Raw genomic sequence first — 20,446 nt, forward strand, 5'->3', positions numbered from 1 at the left:
AAATGGAATTGAAAATAATAGACTTTAATCAATCCATCTTTATTAGAAATAAACCAATAATGATAGGAGCCATCAATATGAAGGAAGATTCAAAGGTATATGATGTCACGATTATCGGTGGAGGTCCTGCGGGGATGTTTACAGCATTCTACGGCGGCATGCGCCAGCTTGAAGTTAAACTGATTGAAAGTCTTCCACAATTAGGTGGGCAGCTTGCTGCACTTTATCCTGATAAATATATTTATGATATCGCAGGATTTCCGAAGGTGCGGGCGCAGGAACTTGTCAATAATCTGAAAGAACAAATGTCAGCGTTTGACCAAACAGTAGTAACTGGTCAAAGTGTTGAAACGATTAATAAGTTGGATGACGGAACATTTAAGCTGACAACGAAAGAAGAAATCCATTATTCAAAAACAATCATTATTACAGCAGGTCTTGGCGCATTCCAGCCAAGACAGCTGGAAGTTGAAGGAGCAGAATACTATGAGGGCAAAAATCTTCATTATTTCATCAGCGATATAAATGATTTTAAGGGAAAGAATGTAGTTATTTTCGGCGGAGGAGACTCAGCTATTGACTGGTCGCTTATGCTTGAACCTATTGCTGACAAAGTTACAATTGTCCATAGACGAGATCAATTCCGAGCACATGAGTACAGTGTTGAAAATCTGTTCAAATCAAGTGTGGCGATCAAAACACCTTATATGCCGGATGAGTTGTTTGGCGATGAAAACGGCATTAAACAAATTATCATCCGGAATGCAGAAGGGGATAAAGAAACACTTGAGGTTGATGACATAATTGTGAACTATGGATTTAAATCGTCATTAGGTCCAATCAAGGAGTGGGGATTAGAAATCGAGAAAAATTCCATTATTGTAAACTCTAAAATGGAAACAAATATCGAGGGAATCTATGCTGTTGGTGATGTATCAACTTACGATGGAAAAGTGAAGTTGATTGCAACTGGTTTCGGTGAAGCGCCGGTTGCCATTAGTGCGGCACGGTTGTTTATTGATCCGTCAGCAAAAAAGCATGTACCGCACAGCACCGACCTTTTCAATAAATAATATTCATTAATCCGGTATGATTGGAATGTATAACAGGGAAGCGGGCTCACTATCAAATTTACATATGAATTGATAGTGAGCCCTTTAATTTTGAGTTTTGATTAGGCAGGTAATCGGTTGGATTGAAAGTGGTATTTCACCGGGCTCAAGCCAGCTGTTTTTTTTCTGCCACTTGGCAATTATAGTTGTCTGATACAATCTATTTTTACTGTTACTACCTGACAGGCAATTCTACGACAAAGCTCGTTCCTTGGTTTTCAATACTATTCACATGAATGATTCCACCATGTAATGTAACGATAGCAGCAACTATTGAAAGTCCCAGTCCTGTTCCATCTACTGAACGCGACCGTGCAGTATCTACTCGATAAAAGCGGTCAAAAATTCTTTCTTTCTCTTTATCATTCAAACCTATACCCGAATCTTCAAAGAATACCAACACCGATTTTCCTTGTTCTTTAATGGATATTTCAATAATGCCATTCGGTTTATTATATTTGATGGCATTTGTTAACAGATTGTCCCAGACCGCATTAAGTAAGGACGGATCCCCAGTAATTTCTACATCCGGTAATGTGAATCCGAGCGTAATACCTTTTTCTCCAATTTGCCACTGATTGCTCCGTATAAGTTCCTTAATTTGTTTTCCGATATTAACTGACTTTCTTTTCATAATATCCTCATCTCGGTCTAACGAAGCAAGAAGTAATAACTGTCTTGTTAATGTAGACAGTCTTTTAATCTCTCCGTTGATGATCGAAATATAATTGCTTTTATCTTCCGGACTCATGGATTCGCTTTTCAAAAGGTTTGCATATCCTTTTATATTAGATAAAGGTGACTGAATATCATGAGAGATATTCGAAATAAACTCTTTCCTCATTTCATCCATCTGCTCCAGTTTACTGGCCATCCGTAAAAAACTAAGTGAAAGTTCACCTAATTCATCATGACGGGTAGTATCAAGATCGACATTGTAATTTCCGTTTGAGAGTGATTTTGTTGCAGATGTAAGTTTTGAGATCGGATGAACTAAATATTTAGTTATAAAAATGACCATTATAATACTCAGCATAATCGCCAAAGCCAGCAGCCATCCGAATAAAATATGCATTTCGTTAAACAGTAGCTTAATATCCGGTCTAATGAAAAGCGCATACTTTTTCCCGTTATGTGTCAATGGAACACCAATCGTATTTTTCAATTCGTTTGCAAAAAATCCTGTAACAAATGTCTCCTGTGGGAAATTTAGAATCCCATGAAAAATATCACCGTTTATTACTTGTTCTTTGGTGGAATGAGACAATGTCTTTTCCCTAAAGGGTGCACCAAAATAAAATTCATTACCGGAATTGTCAACGAGGAAAATTTGATAACCAATTGACGAAATGTTTTCAAAATAATCTTTTAGATCTAAATCAGGTTGGTTCCCGGTAAATTCAGCAATGTTTAATGCAATTGTTGTGTTTTTCTGGTCATTAAATGGTTTTAATTTTTGCTGATAATACATATTCGAGATTAAAAAAGCTAATATTCCACTAAAAATCATAATTCCAATCGTGAACACAACAAACTTCACATAAAGAGATCTCATCTTCTGATTGCCTCCAATGAATAGCCAACCCCACGCACTGTCTTAATATGAAAATCATCTGTCAATTTAGAAAAACGTTCTCTTAATCGTTTTACATGAACATCTACTGTCCGTTCATCTCCTTCGTAATCCACACCCCATATATGTTCGATCAGGTGATCACGAGAAAATACTTGCATAGGGTTTAAAGCAAGGAAATACAGGAGTTCGAATTCCTTTAAAGGTAAGAGAATCGTCCGGTCACCAATCTGAACCTCATAGCTTTTTTTATTAATAGTTGTACTTCCTAAACGAATAATCGATTCATCGGATTGCTTATCGTATCGACGCAGTAAGGCTTCAATTCTAAAATTTAATTCTTTTGGTTCAAACGGCTTGACTAGATAATCATCCGTACCAGATTTATATCCTATTTCTTTATCTTCAATTTGATTTTTGGCAGTTAAAAGGATAACGGGAATATCGTATTTTTTTCGAATCACCCTTGTTAGGGCATAACCATCCATAAAAGGCATCATTACATCCACTACTGCTAAGTCACATACTTCTCGATTAAGAATCCCTAATGCTTCAGTCCCGTCTTTTGCTTGGAAAACTTTGAAACCTGCTTCGGACAAGTGGATGTTTACAAGCTGTAATATATTGATATCGTCATCTACAATTAAAATTGTTGTCATTCTATTTTCTCCTGTTTTATAGAAATTTCGTCTATTTAATGAACTAACAAATGAACAGCCATATACGTCCAGGCTGTTCATTGATGTTCTGTCACATAATTCATCTATTAGAATCTATTTTTCACTTTGCAAAACCATTCCATCACTCATTTTAATCACATGGTCTACATATAAAAGCAATTCCTCATCATGGGTAACCATTAATGTAGCGATATTCAACGTTTTAGTTAAATCTTGAATTAACAGCATAACATCTCTGGACTTCCTTGAATCAAGACTGGCAGTTGGTTCATCTGCAAAGAGAACTTTCGGTTTATGGATGATTGCTCGGGCAATGGCGATCCGTTGTTTTTCTCCCCCCGATAAGGAAGAGGGGTAAGCATGCTTCCTATGATTCATTTCAACTAGTTGTAGAATGTTATTAACTTCTGCATGTTTTTCCTGTTTGCTTAAGTTTGATTCAGAAACATCCAGCATTAACATTAACTGCTCTTCTACTGTGAGAAAAGGAACAAGATGAGCAAATTGAAAGACAAAGCCAAATTTGCTAGCCCGAATTTTTCGAACTTGTTCAGAACTCATGGCAGTCATATTATTTCCGTCGAATATAACTTGCCCATCAGATACAGGTTGTAATCCTGCAGCTATAGTAAGGAGCGTACTTTTACCAGAACCTGATGCACCTACTAATGCAGTTACCTCTCCTTCTTTAAGCGTAAGATTGATTCCTTTTAGTATTTCTTCCTCTACTTCACCAGTAACAAATGTTTTCCTAACATCTTCTAGTGTGAATATTGTCATATTAAGCCTCTCCTTGTTGTATCGCATGTAATGGTTCGATTTTTTTGATTTGTATTCCAGAGAGTGTAGCTCCGATAAAACCGATTAGCAGGAAAACTATAGATAATTGGGCGGTTTTTTCAAATGTTAAATGAAAAGGCATTCCCTCAGGTGCAATCATATTAAATACTTGGCTGAAAGAAATGGACAATATAAGCGATACGACCGTTATAAAGAGCATTTGTGACCACATGATTTTGAACAGCTTGCTTGTTTTCATACCGATTGCCTTTAAAATCCCATATAAACCGACTTTTTGAATATTCATCATATAAAAAAAGATGGCAAATAACATTCCGCTAATTACAACTAAAAACCAAACAATCATATTTAATGACATCTGTTCTGCATTATAGCTTGGAATGGTATTGAGGAAATCCTTGTTCGTAAAGGATTGCAAGCCTGCGAATTGTTGTGAAGAATCTCCTCCCGGTATAAATATCAGTTGCATTTCCATAACCCGATACATTTCCTGGAAATTCTTAGTGTTTATAAATGCAACCGGGGCATGACTGAATTTCTTTTGGTCGACAAAACCCTTTACTTTAAATTCGCCACTGAATTGATTATTCGTTAACGTATCTCCAACCTTTATCCCTTTGTCCTCCATTGAGCGATCTAAAATAATCTCCCCATCTTCCACCTTCTCAAATAGTTCTGAATCAGTGGATGTAACAAAGGCTACACTCTGTTGTTTGTCAGTTTTGTTCGTTAAGAAACCCATTTGAATTGAAAATGCCACAGCATCTTTTTCGTTGTTTATTATTTTATCCTGTATACTACTATCTATTTTTGACAGATTATAAGTTTCGTCTCCATCTTTATTCATATAAAATTGACCATCTGGTAGATCTTGAATTAAAGAAGCATTGTCTTGTGATAATCCATTTGCTAAACCAGATATTATAAATGTTAATAAACTAACGAGAAAAATAATGGAACCTAAAATTAAAAATCTCACTTTATTTTTCTTGATTTCTTTCCACGCAATATTCATTTTTACTTTCCTCCGATCTGTTCTTTACATCCATAGTTTATAAATTGAATATGAACGGGGGATGAACAGTAAATTACATTTCGGGTTCATTTGAACTGTTTTTAAATGGAAGGTCAGCAGTTATTAGGCTCGAGATGTTTAAATTTGCAGAAATAACTTCCTTTGGCTTCGTTTTATAAGCCCCTTGCCGGTTGTATTATTCGTATAAAAATTAACCAAATCGTTCATACTCTAACATAGACTTAAATTATTTATATACCATAAATTACTAATAAATAATATAAATGGTTGAATGAAGAAGAGGAGAGGGATACGATGTGGTTTAAGAAAAAGGAAAAATTTCGTGAAGTTAGTTCCTCTCCCGCTACTCAGATTCAGGAAGTGGTTGACATTGAAAATAATCTGATAAAAACAAATCTTCAACAAAACTTACAATTTATAAAAGATGCTCTTGGAACCAGTTCGGATATTGTCATCCGTGAAATTCTACTTGGTAAAGAAGAAACGATAAAAGCAGGTATTATATATACGGACGGATTAACCGATACAACTTCTTTACAAAACTTTATACTTGAAACGCTGATGCTGGATATAAAGGAGATTGAATTACTGGGAAAGACTCTCCCTCAGAAAAATCTTATCAGCGTATTAAAAGATGTCGCCATGACAGTAGGAGATATTAAAGAAATAGGAGACTTTGATGTTCTGTTTACGAATCTATTGTCAGGGGATACGATTATTTTAATCGATGGCTATGATCAAGGCTTAACTATTTCCAACAGGCAATGGGTCGAGCGTGGGGTAACGGAACCAGTGGCCCAGACAGTAGTTAGGGGTCCGCGTGAAGGTTTTACCGAAAATTTACGTGTCAATACTGCGCTGATCCGCAGGAAAATAAAAGATCCGAACTTTTGATTGAGTCAAAAAAGATTGGTACACGAACGAAAACAAATGTTGCTATAGCCTATATCAACGGTATTGCAAATGACGAAATAGTAAAAGAAGTTAATTTACGTTTGGATCGAATAATAATTGATGGAATTCTGGAAAGCGGAAATATCGAGGAATTAATTCAGGATACGCCATATACACCTTTTCCTACTGTCTTTAATACAGAAAGACCGGATGTAGTAGCCGCAGCACTACTCGAGGGGCGCATAGCGATCATTGTAGATGGAACACCCTTTGTGCTGATTGTTCCAGCATTATTCATCCAGTTTTTTCAATCTCCGGAAGACTACTATGTTCGGACGCTTATAGGGAGTCTTGTTCGGCTCCTGCGTTTTTTATCATTTACAATTACATTGCTGGCACCTGCATTATTTATTGCAATCACGACGTTTCATCAAACGATGCTACCACCTGCACTCCTTATCAGCCTTGCAGCTCAGCGAGAAGGTGTTCCATTTCCGGCATTTGTTGAGGCACTAATAATGGAAATAACGTTTGAAATATTACGCGAAGCTGGTGTAAGGATGCCTCGTGCGATTGGTTCAGCAATGTCCATTGTTGGGGCATTTGTGATAGGTACAGCCGCTGTGGAGGCAGGAATAATTTCAGCCATGATGGTAATCATTGTTTCAATTACGGCTATATCCAGTTTTGTTTCACCTTCTTACGATATGGCGATTGCTACAAGGATACTCCGCTTTGCATTTATGGCTTTAGCAGCATCATTTGGTCTCTATGGAATTACTATTGGATTAATCGCTCTAATTTTACATTTATGCAGTTTACGCTCGTTTGGGATACCTTATATGTCACCGGTTGCACCATTTAATGTTTCCGATCAAAAGGATACGTTTATTGTATTTCCGCTCTGGAGCTTGTTGACTCGACCCCATCTAATCAGTCAAAAAAATAGAGTTAGGCAACAAAATCCATCCTCTGCAAAGCCAGCACCTCCAAAAAATAAGGAATGAGAGGGATTTAAACGATGAAAAAGTACATGTTTATTCTCATAATCCTTAATTTCATTCTTACGGGATGCTGGGATAAGAGGGAGTTAAACGAGCTCGCAATTACGCTGGCATTGGGTATTGATAAAGTGGAGGGTGAGGATGAATACGAGGTAACCGCACAAGTAGTAGTACCTTCTGCCGTTTCCATGAAAGACGGGACAGGGGGCACAGCAGTTACACTTTTTACAGAGAATGGTGAAACAGTTTATGAAGCACTCCGTAGAATGACAAAAGTCTCGCCAAGGAAAATATATCCCGGACACCTTCAAATGCTGATCATTGGTGAAGAATTGGCTAAGGAAGGAATAGGTGAATCTTTGGATTTACTCGCAAGGGATTGGGAACTTCGACCAGACTTCTATGTTGTTGTTGCTAAGGATGTAACCGCCAGAGAAATTCTGAATGTCACAACAGATTTGGAAAGCATACCTGCCAGTAAAATGTTTGCAGGTCTAAAAGTATCGGAAAAGGCTTGGGCAGGTACGTATGGAGTTACTTTAGATGAATTGATAGTGGATCTTATAAGTGAAGGTAAAGAAGCCGTACTAACAGGGATTCAGTTGGCAGGAAACAAACAAATAGGATCCACTCAACAGAATATAGAATCCATTTCTAAGCCTGCTCAAATCAAATATGATAATTTAGCCGTATTTAAAGAAGATAGGCTGATGGGCTGGTTAACTGAACAAGATAGTAGAGGGTATAGCGGTATTACCAATTCAGTTAAATCAACCGTAACATCAATATCTTGTCCTAACGAAGGGAAATCTACCATTGAAGTGACTAACTTCCATTCTAAAGTCGAGGGAAATATAGTCCATGGAAAACCCGAAGTAAATATCCATACGAAAGCAGAGGGGAAGGTAGGCGAAGTTAGATGTAAAATTGATTTAAAGAATCCGGAAGCCATACAGGAGCTTGAGAAAATTTATGAAAAAGAAGCGACAAGAATAATAAATGAGACAATCGATGTGCTACAACAAGAATACCAATCAGACATATTTGGATTCGGTGAAGCAATCCATCGTTCCAACCCGCAAGAGTGGGATCAGATTAAAGAAAACTGGGACGAGGAATTTTCTGACTTAACAGTGAATGTTAAGGTAGATATGAAAATTCGCCTTACAGGGACGGTAAATAGTTCATTTTTAGAAAAGATTAAGAATTAATCGCCATGTGAAAACAATGGGAGCGCTTGAAGAAGTATTGCTAAAGAGTTGTTTGTTTAAAAGATCCCTCAGTGGAAGGCGGGTAACGCATGATGCAAAATATTAAAATAAATCCATACCAATTTATGGTTTTAGTTGTGTTGTTTTCAGTTGGTACAAGTATCTTAATTGTTCCGTCATTTTTAGCTTCCGAAACAAAACAAGATGCTTGGATTGTTGCAATACTCGGCACAGCAATTGGATTAATCGTAATATGGTTATTTTGCTTAATCGCACAATGGTTTCCGGACCTTACTTTTGTTCAAATGATGGAAAAGGTTCTGGGGCGCTGGCTAGGGAAAGCTGCATCTCTTTTATTTGTATTCATGTCTTTTGTCTATACCGCAATCCTACTATATTATTCAGGGACCTTTTTGAACACTCATTTAATGCCAAATACGCCAATGGTCGCTTTAAATATCCTTTTGGCTATTATTATTGTGATGGGTGTCCGTTTAGGATTAGAAACAATTGCACGTTCTGCTGAAGTATTAATTCTTATTTGCTTAATATTTTTTCTTTTTTTAGTATTTTTCATTTCTCCCCAAGTCAATTTTGATAACTTGCAACCCGTATTTGAAGCCGAACCTAAAAAAATTGTTCAGACATCCTTATCTTTTATAGAAGTAACTTCGGTCAATGCCATTGTGTTATTAATGATTTTTCCTGCCTTTATTAACACAGGCATTAAAGCTAAAAAGTTCTTTTTGATTGGGAACTTATTAGGTGGAATTGTCATTATTATTTTTACGTTTTTATGTGTAGCAGTATTAGGGGCTTATAATACTGGAATAGAGCTATATCCGGGCTATGCATTGGCTAAAAGGATTAACGTCGGTGAATTTATACAACGGATTGAGGCATTAATGGGCACACTTTGGATTATCGCACTTTATTATAAGGCAACCATTTATTTTTATGTTACTGTTTTAGGTTTCGCGCAAATATTCAATTTAAAGGATTATCGCCCGTTAACGATACCTTTTGGAATCATTGCGGTAGTCATTTCGATTGTAATTTTCCCGGATGTTATTTACCAGCAGCGGTGGAATACTACAATAGGTTTAATGTTCTCCTATACAATTGGTATATTCTTACTTCTTTTACTGATAGTAGTGTATGCCATCCGAAGAAAACAATTAAGGAAAGTACCTGAAGAACCTTAAGTGGGAGAATTGATGCAGGCACATCACCAACAATTGAGCGCGCTTCCGACAGGGAACAGTGCTCCTTTTTATTTGAGTACGATTTATGTCTACCGGATCGATTTCTGAAGATTCTATATTTTGTTATGATATACTTAATCAGTAAAATAATTTAAGAATAAAAGGGGAGTACCAAAAATATGGAATTCATCACACTTAATAATGGAATAAAAATGCCGATTGTTGGTACAGGTACAAATACGTATGGTAAAGAAAATAAGGACTATAACGGAGCATTAACAAATGAAATTCCTGAGCTCGTAACAGCACTTGAGTTAGGATATCGATCAATAGACGCTGCGATTAGTTATAGAAACGAAGAGCTTGTAGGGGGAATTTTAGCAGAAAGTACAGTACCGAGAGAAGAGTTGTTCATTACAACGAAAATTCCGGCGAGAGAAGAATATGTTTCGTCAAAGGAGTCGACTCGAGCAGCAATCGATAACAGTCTAAAAAATTTCCAAACAGACTATTTGGATCTGCTTCTGATTCATGCACCAATCGAGGACAAGGAACAGCTTAAAAACACTTGGGAAGTTTTTGAAGAATATTACGAAGCAGGAAAACTGAAAGCAATTGGTGTTTCAAACTTCAGAAAAAATCATCTGGATGAATTGAAAGAATTCGCGAAAGTGAAGCCAGCCGTTAATCAAATACAAATCAACTTAAAAGAAAAGAACGAAGACCTTCTTGCTTTATTACAAGACGAGGGCATTACACCTGTTGCATGGGGACCGATGAAAACTGAAGCGCATCAACAAGAAGTATTGGATGAAATCGGTAAAGACTATGATAAATCGGGTGCACAAGTTTTATTGAAATACCAAATCCAGCGCGGTGTTGTCGTTATTCCGAAATCACACAACCGTGTGAATCAGGCAGCAAATCTGGATCTATTTGATTTCGAATTAACTGCAGCAGATGTCGAAAAAATTGAAAACCTGTAATAAGTCACTACCATTTTAATCATACCAAACAAGCGTCTCCTATTTTGGAGACGCTTGTTAAATATCTACCTTTGTTAATAGGCCACTTATTAAAAATACAAGCCCCAATGAAAAACATGGCAATAAACAGTATGACCATCACGCCCATTCCTGCAAAGCCTACCCCGGCAAAAATTGCGAAACAAATACCAATTGCCCAAGAAACAAACGGGTTTAACACAATCATGACCAGGATACCCCATACAATCCGATTTCTTCTTTTAGATTGATTTTTTGTTAACACCCGGCCAGTTGCTGCGACAATAACTATGATTAATAATGCGACTCCCAAGGCCTTTTACCTCCTAATTTTTTTCGCCTATACTATACGTATATAATTGGCGCCCTACAACGTAAAAGATTACATATAGTGGAATTAACAGTTCATCGTGAAGTAACCAGTCCTCTAAAGTATTCGGCTGGAATTGCCAAAAGACAATCATTTCATAGACGAATGTCGGTACGATAAAAATCGAGGTCACATTCAGCCATTTTGTTTTGTAGGCCTTTTTCGCTTCGTTGTATAATAGCTCCCATATTCCGAAAACGACTGTACAGATAAAAAGCAACGTCAAAACTACATCGGTGGAAATAGGTGAGTCGTTACGTGGCTCCAGCCATTTTGTAATAAAGTGGGAGCTCAAACATAATGTAAACGTCGTAAATATAATCGCCGCACAAAAGCGGATCCATTTATAATGCGGAAACAATACTTTCTTCATTTCTCTTTCAATGTGATGCGCTTCACCGAACGACTTTATAGCGAGTTGAATGGCTTGTTGTTCTGAATAGCCAACCATTCGTAATTCATCGATATATTCCAAAATATGGTTTTCAAATTCTTCTTTCATCAATGCCCGTTCATCATCATGGATTGGCAAATTTGCTATAATTTTTTCAACATATTGTTTAACGACTTCCATACAATCCACCTGCCGTTCGTTTGATTAAACGGGTCAACTGCTCCCAGCTTGATAACTTTTGCTTTAATTGTTCACGTCCAATATCCGTAATGGCATAGTATTTCCGGCGTTTTCCGGAAGTTTCATCTTGCCAGTAACTCGTCACAAAACGATGCTGTTCTAAACGCTTTAACGCTGGATATAACGTTCCTTCATTCATCGAATAGGCTTCATCGCTTAAAACGCGAAGCTGCTTTGTCATTTCATAGCCGTATCGATCCTGTTCTGCCAGTAGTGATAACAGTAAAATATCGATACTCCCTTTCATCATTTCTTTCTCCATTTTTTACAATCACCGACTTTAAATACATATTAATCCAATGTACATCGTATTACAATGTATAAATGAAAATCTGTTCGACGAATGATTCCATTCTGTCAGTATGAATAATATAAAATGGTTATTTATGTTAAGGTATAGAGAATAAAATAATTAAGAGAGTGAATACCCAGCTGCAATAGAGAGTGTAAAAATGAAGTATGACTAGAAATTCTTGTTATTACAAAAACTATACAAAAACGTACCTAATCTAAAATATCGATTCGGATTATTTGGTAGATAGAAAGGAAGGCATCCATTGTCAAAAGGGCTTATTCATCATATCGAATTATATGTTTCAGATTTAAAAACTTCCATTAACTTTTGGGGATGGTTGTTAGAAGAATTGGGATATGAGTCTTATCAATCGTGGGAAAGTGGACAGAGTTGGAAAATCGGAGAGACCTATATCGTTTTCGTGCAAGCAGAAGAACGGTTTATGGATATTCCTTATCATAGATGCCGGGTAGGTCTAAATCATTTGGCTTTCCATGCAAGTTCGCGTCAACAAGTAGATGAGATGACAAGAAAGTTAGCAAGTAAAGGTGTTAATATCCTTTATACTGATAAACATCCCTATGCAGGAGGGGAAAATTATTACGTTGTTTTTTTTGAAGATCCGGATAGAATCAAGGTTGAACTTGTAGCACCATGATTATGCCGCCGGTTTTAGACTCATGAAAAAAGGAATACCTACTGAATGTTAGGTATTCCTTTTCACACACTTATTAACGAAATCTATTCTTTTCGCATAATAAAGCTCAAGTGCCTGCCGGTTGAGCGGTCTTGGCGATGGGAGAATCCGTCCTCATCCAAAAATGTGCACATTCGGTCAATCGAAATGTTTTCTTCAGGCACACCTGCAAGCATGCACTGTGTTTTCACGGTTAACTGGTTGTTGATATGGAATTTGCTCGTTTCTTCATTCCAGTACATAAATTCGTCCGCATAGCCGAGTGCTTTGAATTTTTCCTGGACATCGGCATCCACTTCGAATTTCTCTTGGCTGATTGCTGGCCCGATCATTACTTTTAAATCACGTAAATCGCAATTTTCCTCTTGTTGTAAATATTGAAGCAACTTTAATGTAATTTCTTTAATCGTCCCTTGCCATCCAGAGTGCACAGCCCCGATGACATTTGTTTTTTCATTATAAAATAAGACCGGTACACAATCTGCGGTAAAGCTTGAGATCACAACGTTCGGTTCGTACGTATACAATGCGTCGGTATCATGTACAGCAGTTGTATTGTCGGTTGCTCCTTTGCCGATTTCCGATTTTTCCACACGAAAGAAGTTGGCACTATGTGTTTGATTGGCGCATACAAACTCTGATAATTCGGTTTGCAGCAGTGAGGCAAGCTGTTGGCGGTTTTCGATAATATCAGCTTCGTTTTTGCAAACATGGAGTGCCATATTGTTGTCCTCGGCTAATGCTGGATCTTTTAATGTAATGCCTAGTACGCGTTTTTCATTATTTTCATAAAATTTTACCTTCATTTTATCACCCCCTGTACTATACCCGTAAATGCAAATTTTGTATAGGCAAATAGTGTTTGGTATAATGATTGGAAATAGGGGGAATGTGATGAAGAGTTGGCAAATCATTTTAACCGGTTTTTTACCTTATGTCATGGCGGTCATGGTTTTTATTGCATTTTCATTGCCTTATATAAATGAATCGATCACATTCGGTACGGCCATGTCCATCATTATTTATGTTTTGCCGATTTATTTTTTTGTCGTGATTCCCTGGTATTATGTGCTGTACTTCATGCGTAAAAATTACAGCAAACTGGCACTTTACTTAACAAGCTTTATTTTTTGTATTCTGCAGCCAATCGTATTCGGATACTTTATGAAAGCACCGGTCGGCAGCGCGTATTTTTTATTTTTTGTATCACCACCGTTTATAGTTGGCATAATGGTTAGTACATTGTGTATTAACTGGTTTTATAAAGAAGATTTGAAGCAGACGACAAATGGAAGGGGAGAACCGATTGGAATTGACGATTGAATGGCGATATATCACAAAGGCTAAGCAGGAAATTACATGGCGAAGTGAGGCAATTCCTGCAGCGCATGCCTATACGCTTGTACTGGATATGGAAAATACGGGTCGCACAAAAAAAATTGTGATGACGGATGAACATGACAGTACATGGACATTAAAAGAGCTGAAAAAATATTTAAAATCACTTGAAACAGAACCTACCGAAGTGGAAGTATATTTTGATGGCGGTTTTAATAGAGAAGAAAAGCTGGCCGGTTTAGGGATTGTCGTCTATTATAAACAGAATGGCAAAAACTATCGCCTGCGGACGAACCAGCTGGCGGAGTATTTAACATCAAACAATGAAGCGGAATATGCGGCATTAAATCTTGCGGTTGAACAGCTAGAGGAAATGGGTGTCCATCATCAAAAAATAAAGGTTTACGGCGATTCGCAAGTCGTCATTAATGAAATGAACGGCGAATGGGCAGTAACCGATAGTGTTCTCACAACATGGGCCGATAAAATCGATGCAAAGCTCCAAAAACTTGGCATTCGACCGGAGTATCAATATATTGACCGCAAACTAAACGGTGAAGCGGATCAGCTTGCTAATCAGGCACTACAGGAAGTAGAAATATACGCGGATATTGATATACGAAAAAGTAAGAAAAGATAGATGAAGGGGGATCTTTATGATTCGTTCTGTTGGCACAGGGAGTTCAAGTTTAAATAATCAGACACGTCCCCGAAATTTACAGCAACTAACTACAGCCTTTCCGAAAATCGGAGAAGAACAAGGTGTCGCACGAGAGCAGGAAAAGCTCCGAACAGGTGAGGCCGAAAGAGGACCAATCATGGTTGGAGTCAAACCGAAAGCACAGCTGAAATCCATCTTTGATGAACCAAATGGTGTCGTGAAGCTGAATGCGGACGGCGACAAGTTGGAAGTCAGCAAGCGAGCGATTTTACTCGCAAAAGAAGTACTCTATATTTAATGAAAAAGCTCCGCAGGGAAAATATCCCGGAGGAGCTTTCGTTTTAGCTATTATTATTGTTTTTCAAATGCACGTTCACCAGCAATACCGGGTTGCGTTAATTCGAATGGATTTAAGATAATATCAAGCTGCTCAAGTGTGAAATAATTGTACATTAAGCAAAGTTCGCGTACAGATTTGCCGCTATGCAATGCTTCACGCGCAATTTGACTTGAACGCTCATACCCTAAATGTGGAGCCAGTGCAGTAATAACACCGATTGAACGCTCAACAAAATCATGCAGACGTGCTTCATTCGCTTCGATATGGTCCAGGCAGTATTTTGTAAATACTGTGAAACCGTTCGTCATAATTTCAATCGACTGAAGCAGATTAAATACTAGAACCGGTTCCATTACGTTAAGCTCAAATTGACCTGCTTCTGATGCAAGTGAGATTGTCACGTCGTTACCGATCACTTGGAAAGCAATTTGGTTAATTACTTCCGGCATAACCGGGTTTACTTTACCTGGCATAATAGAAGAACCTGGCTGGCGTTCCGGTAAGCGAATTTCTGCAAATCCGGCTTTTGGACCTGATGCCATTAAGCGTAAGTCATTACAGATTTTCGACATATTCATCATAGCGATTTTTAGCATTGATGATACTTCTGCATACGTATCGGTATTTTGTGTACCGTCGATTAAATTCTCTACTTTAATAAACGGGAAGCCACTGTAAACCGCAATGTTTTCCACAGCTAATTTCATATATTCTGGATCTGCATTTAAGCCTGTACCGATTGCAGTTGCGCCAATATTGATTTGCAGCATTGTCTGCTGCGCTTTTTTGATGCGAGCAATATCACGAGAAACAACGGCAGCGTATGCACCAAATTCCTGACCTAAACGAACGGGTACAGCATCTTGTAAATGCGTACGTCCCATTTTAACGATTGAATCGAATTCTACTGATTTTTTGATAAAGCTATCACGCATCATTTCCATTGCAATAATTAGATTATCTAATGTAGAAACTGTTGCGATATGGATAGCCGATGGGAATGCATCATTTGTTGACTGCGCCATATTGACATGGCTGTTAGGACTAATGATTGAATAAGTACCTTTTTCTTCCCCTAAAATTTCCAGTGCACGGTTAGCAATTACTTCATTGGCATTCATGTTCATTGAAGTGCCTGCTCCGCCCTGAATTGGATCTACAACAAACTGGTCATGTAATAGTCCTGAAATAATGTCATCGGATGCTTGTGCAATTGCATTGGCAATTACCGGATCCAATTTACCGATAGCGGCATTTGCAAGTGCCGAACTTTTCTTTACGATGGCAAATGCACGAATTAATTCAGGGTGCATTGTCATTTTAGTAATCGGGAAATTTTCTAATGCACGAGTTGTTTGAACGCCGTAATAAACGTCCTTTGGGATTTCTAATGTGCCTAAAAAGTCTTTTTCAATACGTGTACTCATTTGTACAAACCCTCCAAGAGAATGGTGTAATAGTTGGATAAACAACTACATTATACGCCATTTTATGATAAAAGCTTACTTGCTGAATTATTAGTTTATTTAACATAATCTTGTAAGTTTAAATTAACCAATAGTAACAGATAAAATGTGGGAAAATCGAAACTTTTTTATTTTTCATCCGACTAATTATGTAAGAAACGAGGTGATGGACATTGAAAAAATGTTTTAGTTGCATGCTTGTCATGGGACTGATCTTTCTACTTGCAGCATGTAATACGAAAGAGCAAGCAACCTCATCCAATTCGACCGACCCTGTTGAGGAAGAAAATCAAGTTGAATATGAATTACTGTTTCAATTAGATTCGATTCCCCCTGAAGTTGGTACGAGTATTTCAATCGTGCAGGATGAAAAGCTTTATACGACGTGGGCCGATATTTTTGGTTTTGAATCGATTCCGCCCATCGATTTTGAAACAGAAGAAGTGCTGTTTGTCACAGGGTATTCAGATGGCTGTGGAAGAGAACTTGAAAAAATCGAAAAAGACGGGAATACATTAGTTATTACTTTAAATTATCCTGAAGATATTCGCGAGAAAGACATCGCCTGCACAGACATTGCTTTAGACAATACGTATGTTGTCAAAATGAAAAAGTCAAACACAACAAAAGGTAAGCTGATCGATATCAATCGAACAACATACGAAGAAGATTTAACAGTACAGGAAAAACTGCAGTAAACGAAAACAGAATTACGAGGGGCTACCAATTCCTCTATATGAAATATTACACTGAAAATATTGAATTTTCGGTGTAATATTTTTTTAGTCATGAATCTTCTGCAAGATGAAAACATTATGTTGGGAATAAGGTTAAATTGCTATTTACATAATAACTGACTACGATTATCCATTGTAAGGCGGGCATAAAATTGATAGTATGATTATCGTACAATAATAGTATTGAACGCGAGCTATAGGAAACTGGAAGATGCCAGATGACCTATAGGCAACTAATTGCATACATATCAAGCGTTGATCGTCGTGGATAAAACTACTGGCGGGAGCAGTTTCTGGAGAGAGCGCGTATACCGCGTCGCCGAAGGGTTCATAATCTCAGGCAAAAGGACAGAAGAGTAATGAGAGACGCTTTTCCTTAAAAATTGGTGTATGTAGCATCCACTGTTTGAAAAAGAAAAGCCCTCGATAGATGTCACAGATTTTTTGGAATCTGGACGCGATTTCGCAGAGGCGAGATCGATTATTCTTAGACACAGGGACTGGCACATAATCAGTCCCTGTTTTAATTTTCCAGAAAAAATTACTTGATGGACCGCGATGAAGTACTTATTATTTTGCGCTGTGTAAACAGACAAAATACTTATCCTTTGGAGGAATCGTTTTGGAACAACAAGAATTAAAGCGCGATCTGAAAAATCGACACGTTCAGTTAATAGCGATTGGAGGAACAATCGGAACGGGGTTGTTTTTAGGGTCAGGTAAAGCGATCTCACTTGCAGGACCTTCTATTATCTTTGCATATTTAATCGTTGGTATCGCACTATTTTTCGTCATGCGTGCACTTGGCGAAATGCTTTTATCAAAAGGCGGCTATGCATCGTTTACCGAGTTCGCCACTGAATATTTAGGGGATTGGGCAGGCTATATTACGGGCTGGACATACTGGTTCTGCTGGGTTATGACGGCAATGGCGGATATAATCGCTGTCGGTATGTACACGCAATACTGGTTCGACATCCCGCAATGGGTACCGGCTATCGCATGTTTAGTAGTTTTACTTATTTTAAATTTATTAACGGTCAAACTGTTCGGAGAGCTGGAGTTTTGGTTTGCGTTGATTAAAATCATCACAATTGTTGCATTGATTGCAATTGGAATTATATTGTTGATCATTGGTTTTGAAACAGATACAGGCAAAGTTGCCGTATCGAACCTATGGGAGCACGGAGGGTTATTCCCGAATGGGGCATTTGGATTCTTAATGGCGTTCCAGATGGTTGTCTTTGCATTCGTTGGGGTTGAATTAGTAGGGGTAGCTGCTGCTGAAACGGCAAACCCTAAAAAGAATATTCCATCTGCAATCAATAAAATTCCCGTACGTATTCTGCTGTTTTATGTAGGGGCATTATTCGTCATTTTAACCATCAATCCTTGGGATACATTAAGCGCTGCAAGTTCACCATTCGTTCAGGTTTTCGCATTGGTAGGTATTCCGATTGCAGCAGGTTTAATTAACTTTGTTGTGCTGACATCAGCTGCTTCTGCAGGGAATAGCGGGATGTTCTCAACGAGCCGTATGCTGTACAGTTTAAGTAATAATAAACAAGCACCAAAAGCATACGGTAAATTAAACAAAAATGCGGTGCCGCAAAATGGTCTGATATTTTCTGCGGTCGTCGTTTCGATTGGGGCATTGCTTAGTTATTTCATGCCGGACGATGCATTCAGTATCGTGACAACAATTAGTGCAATTTGTTTTATTTGGGTTTGGAGCATTATTCTGATTTCGCATATCATTTACAAAAAGCGTCATCCGGAATTACATAAAACTTCAGTTTTCAAAGCGCCATTAACACCATTCATCAACTATTTAGTATTGGCATTCTTCTTATTTTTACTAGTCATTATGGGTATTTCCGAATCAACGAGAACATCTCTGCTGTTAACACCGATATGGTTTATACTGCTGTTTGTTCTTTATAAGGTTCGAAAAAAATAACAGTAAACCGGGTTTCCATCGAGGAAGCCCGGTTTTTTCTATTAGTTTATTTTCCGCAAAAATTGGCTTCTTGCTTCTGAGAAGATTTTATTGTCACATGAATCACAGGAAAATTTCCCCTGCATATTCCGTTTGTAATTCCGGTATTTTACCGTTCCTTCTATTAATAAAAATGGTTTTTTACAGCAGTAGCAAATTGTTTCATACGTAATCATGTTAGCTCCTCCTTTACAAAAAGTGATTTATTGTATAACAGGTGGAAATAGACGATACATGCGATGACAGCGCCGATAAAGGCAAAGAGGCTAGTTGTCAGCTGAATTGTATAGATTTCCGCCAAATATCCAATGATCAAGGTTAAGGTAATTTGCATTACGCTTTCTATCAGGCCAAGCGAACTGCCGAACCGTCCCATCAATTCGGTCGGAATAGTCTGCTGGTAAAAGGTCGCGTAGCCCGCATTGCTAAATGCCATAAACAGTCCGAGCAATATGAAAGCAGCGACCGCAATCGTCAAATTAGGCGAGAAATAAAATGTGAAATAGGATAGTAACGTACATGTAAACCCGATGCCAATGTATGAGACGAGTGACAGACTATTGACGAATCGGGCAGCCAAATAGCCGCCGACAATGGCACCGATTCCCGTGATACCTACAATGATTCCGTAAACTGAATCCGTTACTTGATGAAAATCCTTCAAAAACGACATTTCCTGAGAATCAAGCGAATAGCAGATCATTAAAGCTGTTGAATATAAAATAAAGAACTTCAGTACCGCTTTTCGTTGCGAAATGAAAGTCCAGACGATTGAAAAATCTTCACGGATGACAGCGGGTGTCAGTACAGTAGCGGTACCTGCCGATTTCTGCTCAACATTCGGCAATAAAAACATCATGAACGCACTGAACAGCAGCATGACACCATTCACCCACATTGCCGCAGCAGTACTGCTTATGGCGATAATGGCACCGCTTAAAGCAGGTCCAATCATAAAGCTTCCCGAGCCTAACATGCTGTTGATCGCATTAAACCGAAGACGATCATTTGGCAATACAAGTTTTGTAATCATAAATGTGCTGCTCGGATTGGCAAAACAGACGGCGACATTTGCCAAAAAGATAAAACTGTATATAAGCCAGATTTCCGAAAGCAGCGGCATCAAACACACAAGACCTGCGCGGAAAACATCACAAATAATTAAGATGGTTCTTTTATTGGCTCTGTCTACGATCGAGCCTGCAAAAAAACTGCACATAATGCGGGCAATCGGGCCAATGATATAGATACCCGCAACCGCAGCCGGGGATTCGGTCAAATGCCAAACCGTTAAATTGAGAGCGATCAAGTAAATCCAGCTGCCCAATTTTGATGCGCCAAACCCAAACCATAAATAGAAATATTCTTTACGTAACTTCATCTCATCAC

General features: G+C 38.1%; 20 protein-coding genes, 1 pseudogene and 1 riboswitch. Of the genes and pseudogenes, 11 read left to right on the forward strand and 10 right to left on the reverse strand.

The annotated features are described in order from the left end of the window. Nucleotides 1-77 precede the first annotated feature (77 nt). On the forward strand, nt 78-1,073 hold the full coding sequence (locus tag MHB58_RS08080; protein ID WP_014824100.1) for an NAD(P)/FAD-dependent oxidoreductase: 996 nt from the start codon (nt 78-80) through the stop codon (nt 1,071-1,073). A gap of 214 nt (nt 1,074-1,287) precedes the next feature. Here the strand turns inward: MHB58_RS08080 and MHB58_RS08085 are convergent, their stop codons facing one another. From MHB58_RS08085 to MHB58_RS08100, 4 genes are all read right to left on the reverse strand, one after another. Further along, a complete protein-coding gene (locus tag MHB58_RS08085) occupies nt 1,288-2,667 on the reverse strand; it encodes a sensor histidine kinase (RefSeq protein WP_008406658.1) in 1,380 nt (459 codons plus the stop codon). Next, the gene (locus tag MHB58_RS08090) at nt 2,664-3,344 is read right to left on the reverse strand and encodes a response regulator transcription factor (protein ID WP_008406660.1); all 681 of its coding nucleotides are present in this window, start codon (nt 3,342-3,344) and stop codon (nt 2,664-2,666) included. Before MHB58_RS08090 ends, MHB58_RS08085 begins: the two co-directional genes overlap by 4 nt. Before the next feature lie 114 nt (nt 3,345-3,458). After that, entirely contained in the window at nt 3,459-4,145 is a 687-nt protein-coding gene (locus MHB58_RS08095) for an ABC transporter ATP-binding protein (protein WP_008406662.1), read from the reverse strand. 1 nt (nt 4,146) lies between these two features. Beyond that, on the reverse strand, nt 4,147-5,181 hold the full coding sequence (locus tag MHB58_RS08100; RefSeq protein WP_008406664.1) for an ABC transporter permease: 1,035 nt from the start codon (nt 5,179-5,181) through the stop codon (nt 4,147-4,149). A gap of 315 nt (nt 5,182-5,496) precedes the next feature. Here MHB58_RS08100 and MHB58_RS08105 point away from each other — a divergent pair. The 4 genes and pseudogenes from MHB58_RS08105 to MHB58_RS08120 all read left to right on the forward strand — a co-directional run bounded on the left by MHB58_RS08105 (nt 5,497) and on the right by MHB58_RS08120 (nt 10,502). Further along, nucleotides 5,497-7,103: pseudogene (locus MHB58_RS08105) on the forward strand (spore germination protein). Nucleotides 7,104-7,117: 14 nt separating this feature from the next. Further along, on the forward strand, nt 7,118-8,311 hold the full coding sequence (locus MHB58_RS08110) for a Ger(x)C family spore germination protein (RefSeq protein ID WP_340734993.1): 1,194 nt from the start codon (nt 7,118-7,120) through the stop codon (nt 8,309-8,311). A gap of 89 nt (nt 8,312-8,400) precedes the next feature. Continuing rightward, on the forward strand, nt 8,401-9,516 hold the full coding sequence (locus MHB58_RS08115) for a GerAB/ArcD/ProY family transporter (RefSeq protein ID WP_340734994.1): 1,116 nt from the start codon (nt 8,401-8,403) through the stop codon (nt 9,514-9,516). A 179-nt stretch (nt 9,517-9,695) separates the two neighbouring features. Next, on the forward strand, nt 9,696-10,502 hold the full coding sequence (locus tag MHB58_RS08120; protein ID WP_340734995.1) for an aldo/keto reductase: 807 nt from the start codon (nt 9,696-9,698) through the stop codon (nt 10,500-10,502). A gap of 19 nt (nt 10,503-10,521) precedes the next feature. Here MHB58_RS08120 and MHB58_RS08125 read toward each other — a convergent pair whose 3' ends face one another. The 3 genes from MHB58_RS08125 to MHB58_RS08135 are packed head-to-tail and all read right to left on the reverse strand — an operon-like array spanning nt 10,522 to nt 11,786. Then, on the reverse strand, nt 10,522-10,833 hold the full coding sequence (locus MHB58_RS08125) for a hypothetical protein (protein ID WP_340734996.1): 312 nt from the start codon (nt 10,831-10,833) through the stop codon (nt 10,522-10,524). Between the two features lie 13 nt (nt 10,834-10,846). Next, nucleotides 10,847-11,464, reverse strand: coding sequence for a permease prefix domain 1-containing protein (locus MHB58_RS08130; RefSeq protein ID WP_340734997.1), 618 nt, complete (start codon nt 11,462-11,464; stop codon nt 10,847-10,849). Further along, nucleotides 11,451-11,786 (reverse strand): PadR family transcriptional regulator, encoded by a 336-nt coding sequence (locus MHB58_RS08135; RefSeq protein WP_340734998.1) that lies wholly within the window; start codon nt 11,784-11,786, stop codon nt 11,451-11,453. Before MHB58_RS08135 ends, MHB58_RS08130 begins: the two co-directional genes overlap by 14 nt. A gap of 295 nt (nt 11,787-12,081) precedes the next feature. Between MHB58_RS08135 and MHB58_RS08140 the strand changes: the two genes are divergently transcribed. After that, nucleotides 12,082-12,477 (forward strand): VOC family protein, encoded by a 396-nt coding sequence (locus MHB58_RS08140; RefSeq protein WP_014824091.1) that lies wholly within the window; start codon nt 12,082-12,084, stop codon nt 12,475-12,477. Between the two features lie 83 nt (nt 12,478-12,560). Here the strand turns inward: MHB58_RS08140 and pgeF are convergent, their stop codons facing one another. Beyond that, entirely contained in the window at nt 12,561-13,322 is a 762-nt protein-coding gene (gene pgeF / locus MHB58_RS08145; RefSeq protein WP_014824090.1) for a peptidoglycan editing factor PgeF, read from the reverse strand. Between the two features lie 88 nt (nt 13,323-13,410). On the opposite strand from pgeF, the gene MHB58_RS08150 reads away from it, so the two are divergent. The 3 genes from MHB58_RS08150 to MHB58_RS08160 are packed head-to-tail and all read left to right on the forward strand — an operon-like array spanning nt 13,411 to nt 14,813. After that, nucleotides 13,411-13,839 (forward strand): hypothetical protein, encoded by a 429-nt coding sequence (locus tag MHB58_RS08150; RefSeq protein WP_014824089.1) that lies wholly within the window; start codon nt 13,411-13,413, stop codon nt 13,837-13,839. Then, nucleotides 13,823-14,494: a DUF771 domain-containing protein gene (locus MHB58_RS08155; protein ID WP_340734999.1), complete on the forward strand. Its 672-nt coding sequence runs from the start codon at nt 13,823-13,825 to the stop codon at nt 14,492-14,494. Before MHB58_RS08150 ends, MHB58_RS08155 begins: the two co-directional genes overlap by 17 nt. 16 nt (nt 14,495-14,510) lie before the next feature. Beyond that, entirely contained in the window at nt 14,511-14,813 is a 303-nt protein-coding gene (locus MHB58_RS08160) for a DNA primase (protein ID WP_340735000.1), read from the forward strand. 53 nt (nt 14,814-14,866) lie between these two features. Here the strand turns inward: MHB58_RS08160 and aspA are convergent, their stop codons facing one another. Beyond that, on the reverse strand, nt 14,867-16,282 hold the full coding sequence (aspA, locus tag MHB58_RS08165; RefSeq protein WP_340735001.1) for an aspartate ammonia-lyase: 1,416 nt from the start codon (nt 16,280-16,282) through the stop codon (nt 14,867-14,869). Nucleotides 16,283-16,494: 212 nt separating this feature from the next. Between aspA and MHB58_RS08170 the strand changes: the two genes are divergently transcribed. After that, nucleotides 16,495-17,019, forward strand: a complete 525-nt coding sequence (locus tag MHB58_RS08170; RefSeq protein WP_340735002.1) for a dehydrogenase — start codon at nt 16,495-16,497, stop codon at nt 17,017-17,019. A 322-nt stretch (nt 17,020-17,341) separates the two neighbouring features. Next, nucleotides 17,342-17,420, forward strand: a riboswitch (glycine riboswitch). Between the two features lie 260 nt (nt 17,421-17,680). Next, on the forward strand, nt 17,681-19,018 hold the full coding sequence (locus tag MHB58_RS08175; protein ID WP_339264364.1) for an amino acid permease: 1,338 nt from the start codon (nt 17,681-17,683) through the stop codon (nt 19,016-19,018). 211 nt (nt 19,019-19,229) lie between these two features. On the opposite strand, the gene MHB58_RS08180 is transcribed toward MHB58_RS08175, so the two are convergent. Beyond that, the gene (locus tag MHB58_RS08180; RefSeq protein ID WP_014824084.1) at nt 19,230-20,438 is read right to left on the reverse strand and encodes an MFS transporter; all 1,209 of its coding nucleotides are present in this window, start codon (nt 20,436-20,438) and stop codon (nt 19,230-19,232) included. Nucleotides 20,439-20,446 lie beyond the last annotated feature (8 nt).

Source organism: Solibacillus sp. FSL K6-1554 (genome assembly GCF_038005185.1).
GTDB lineage: Bacteria > Bacillota > Bacilli > Bacillales_A > Planococcaceae > Solibacillus > Solibacillus silvestris.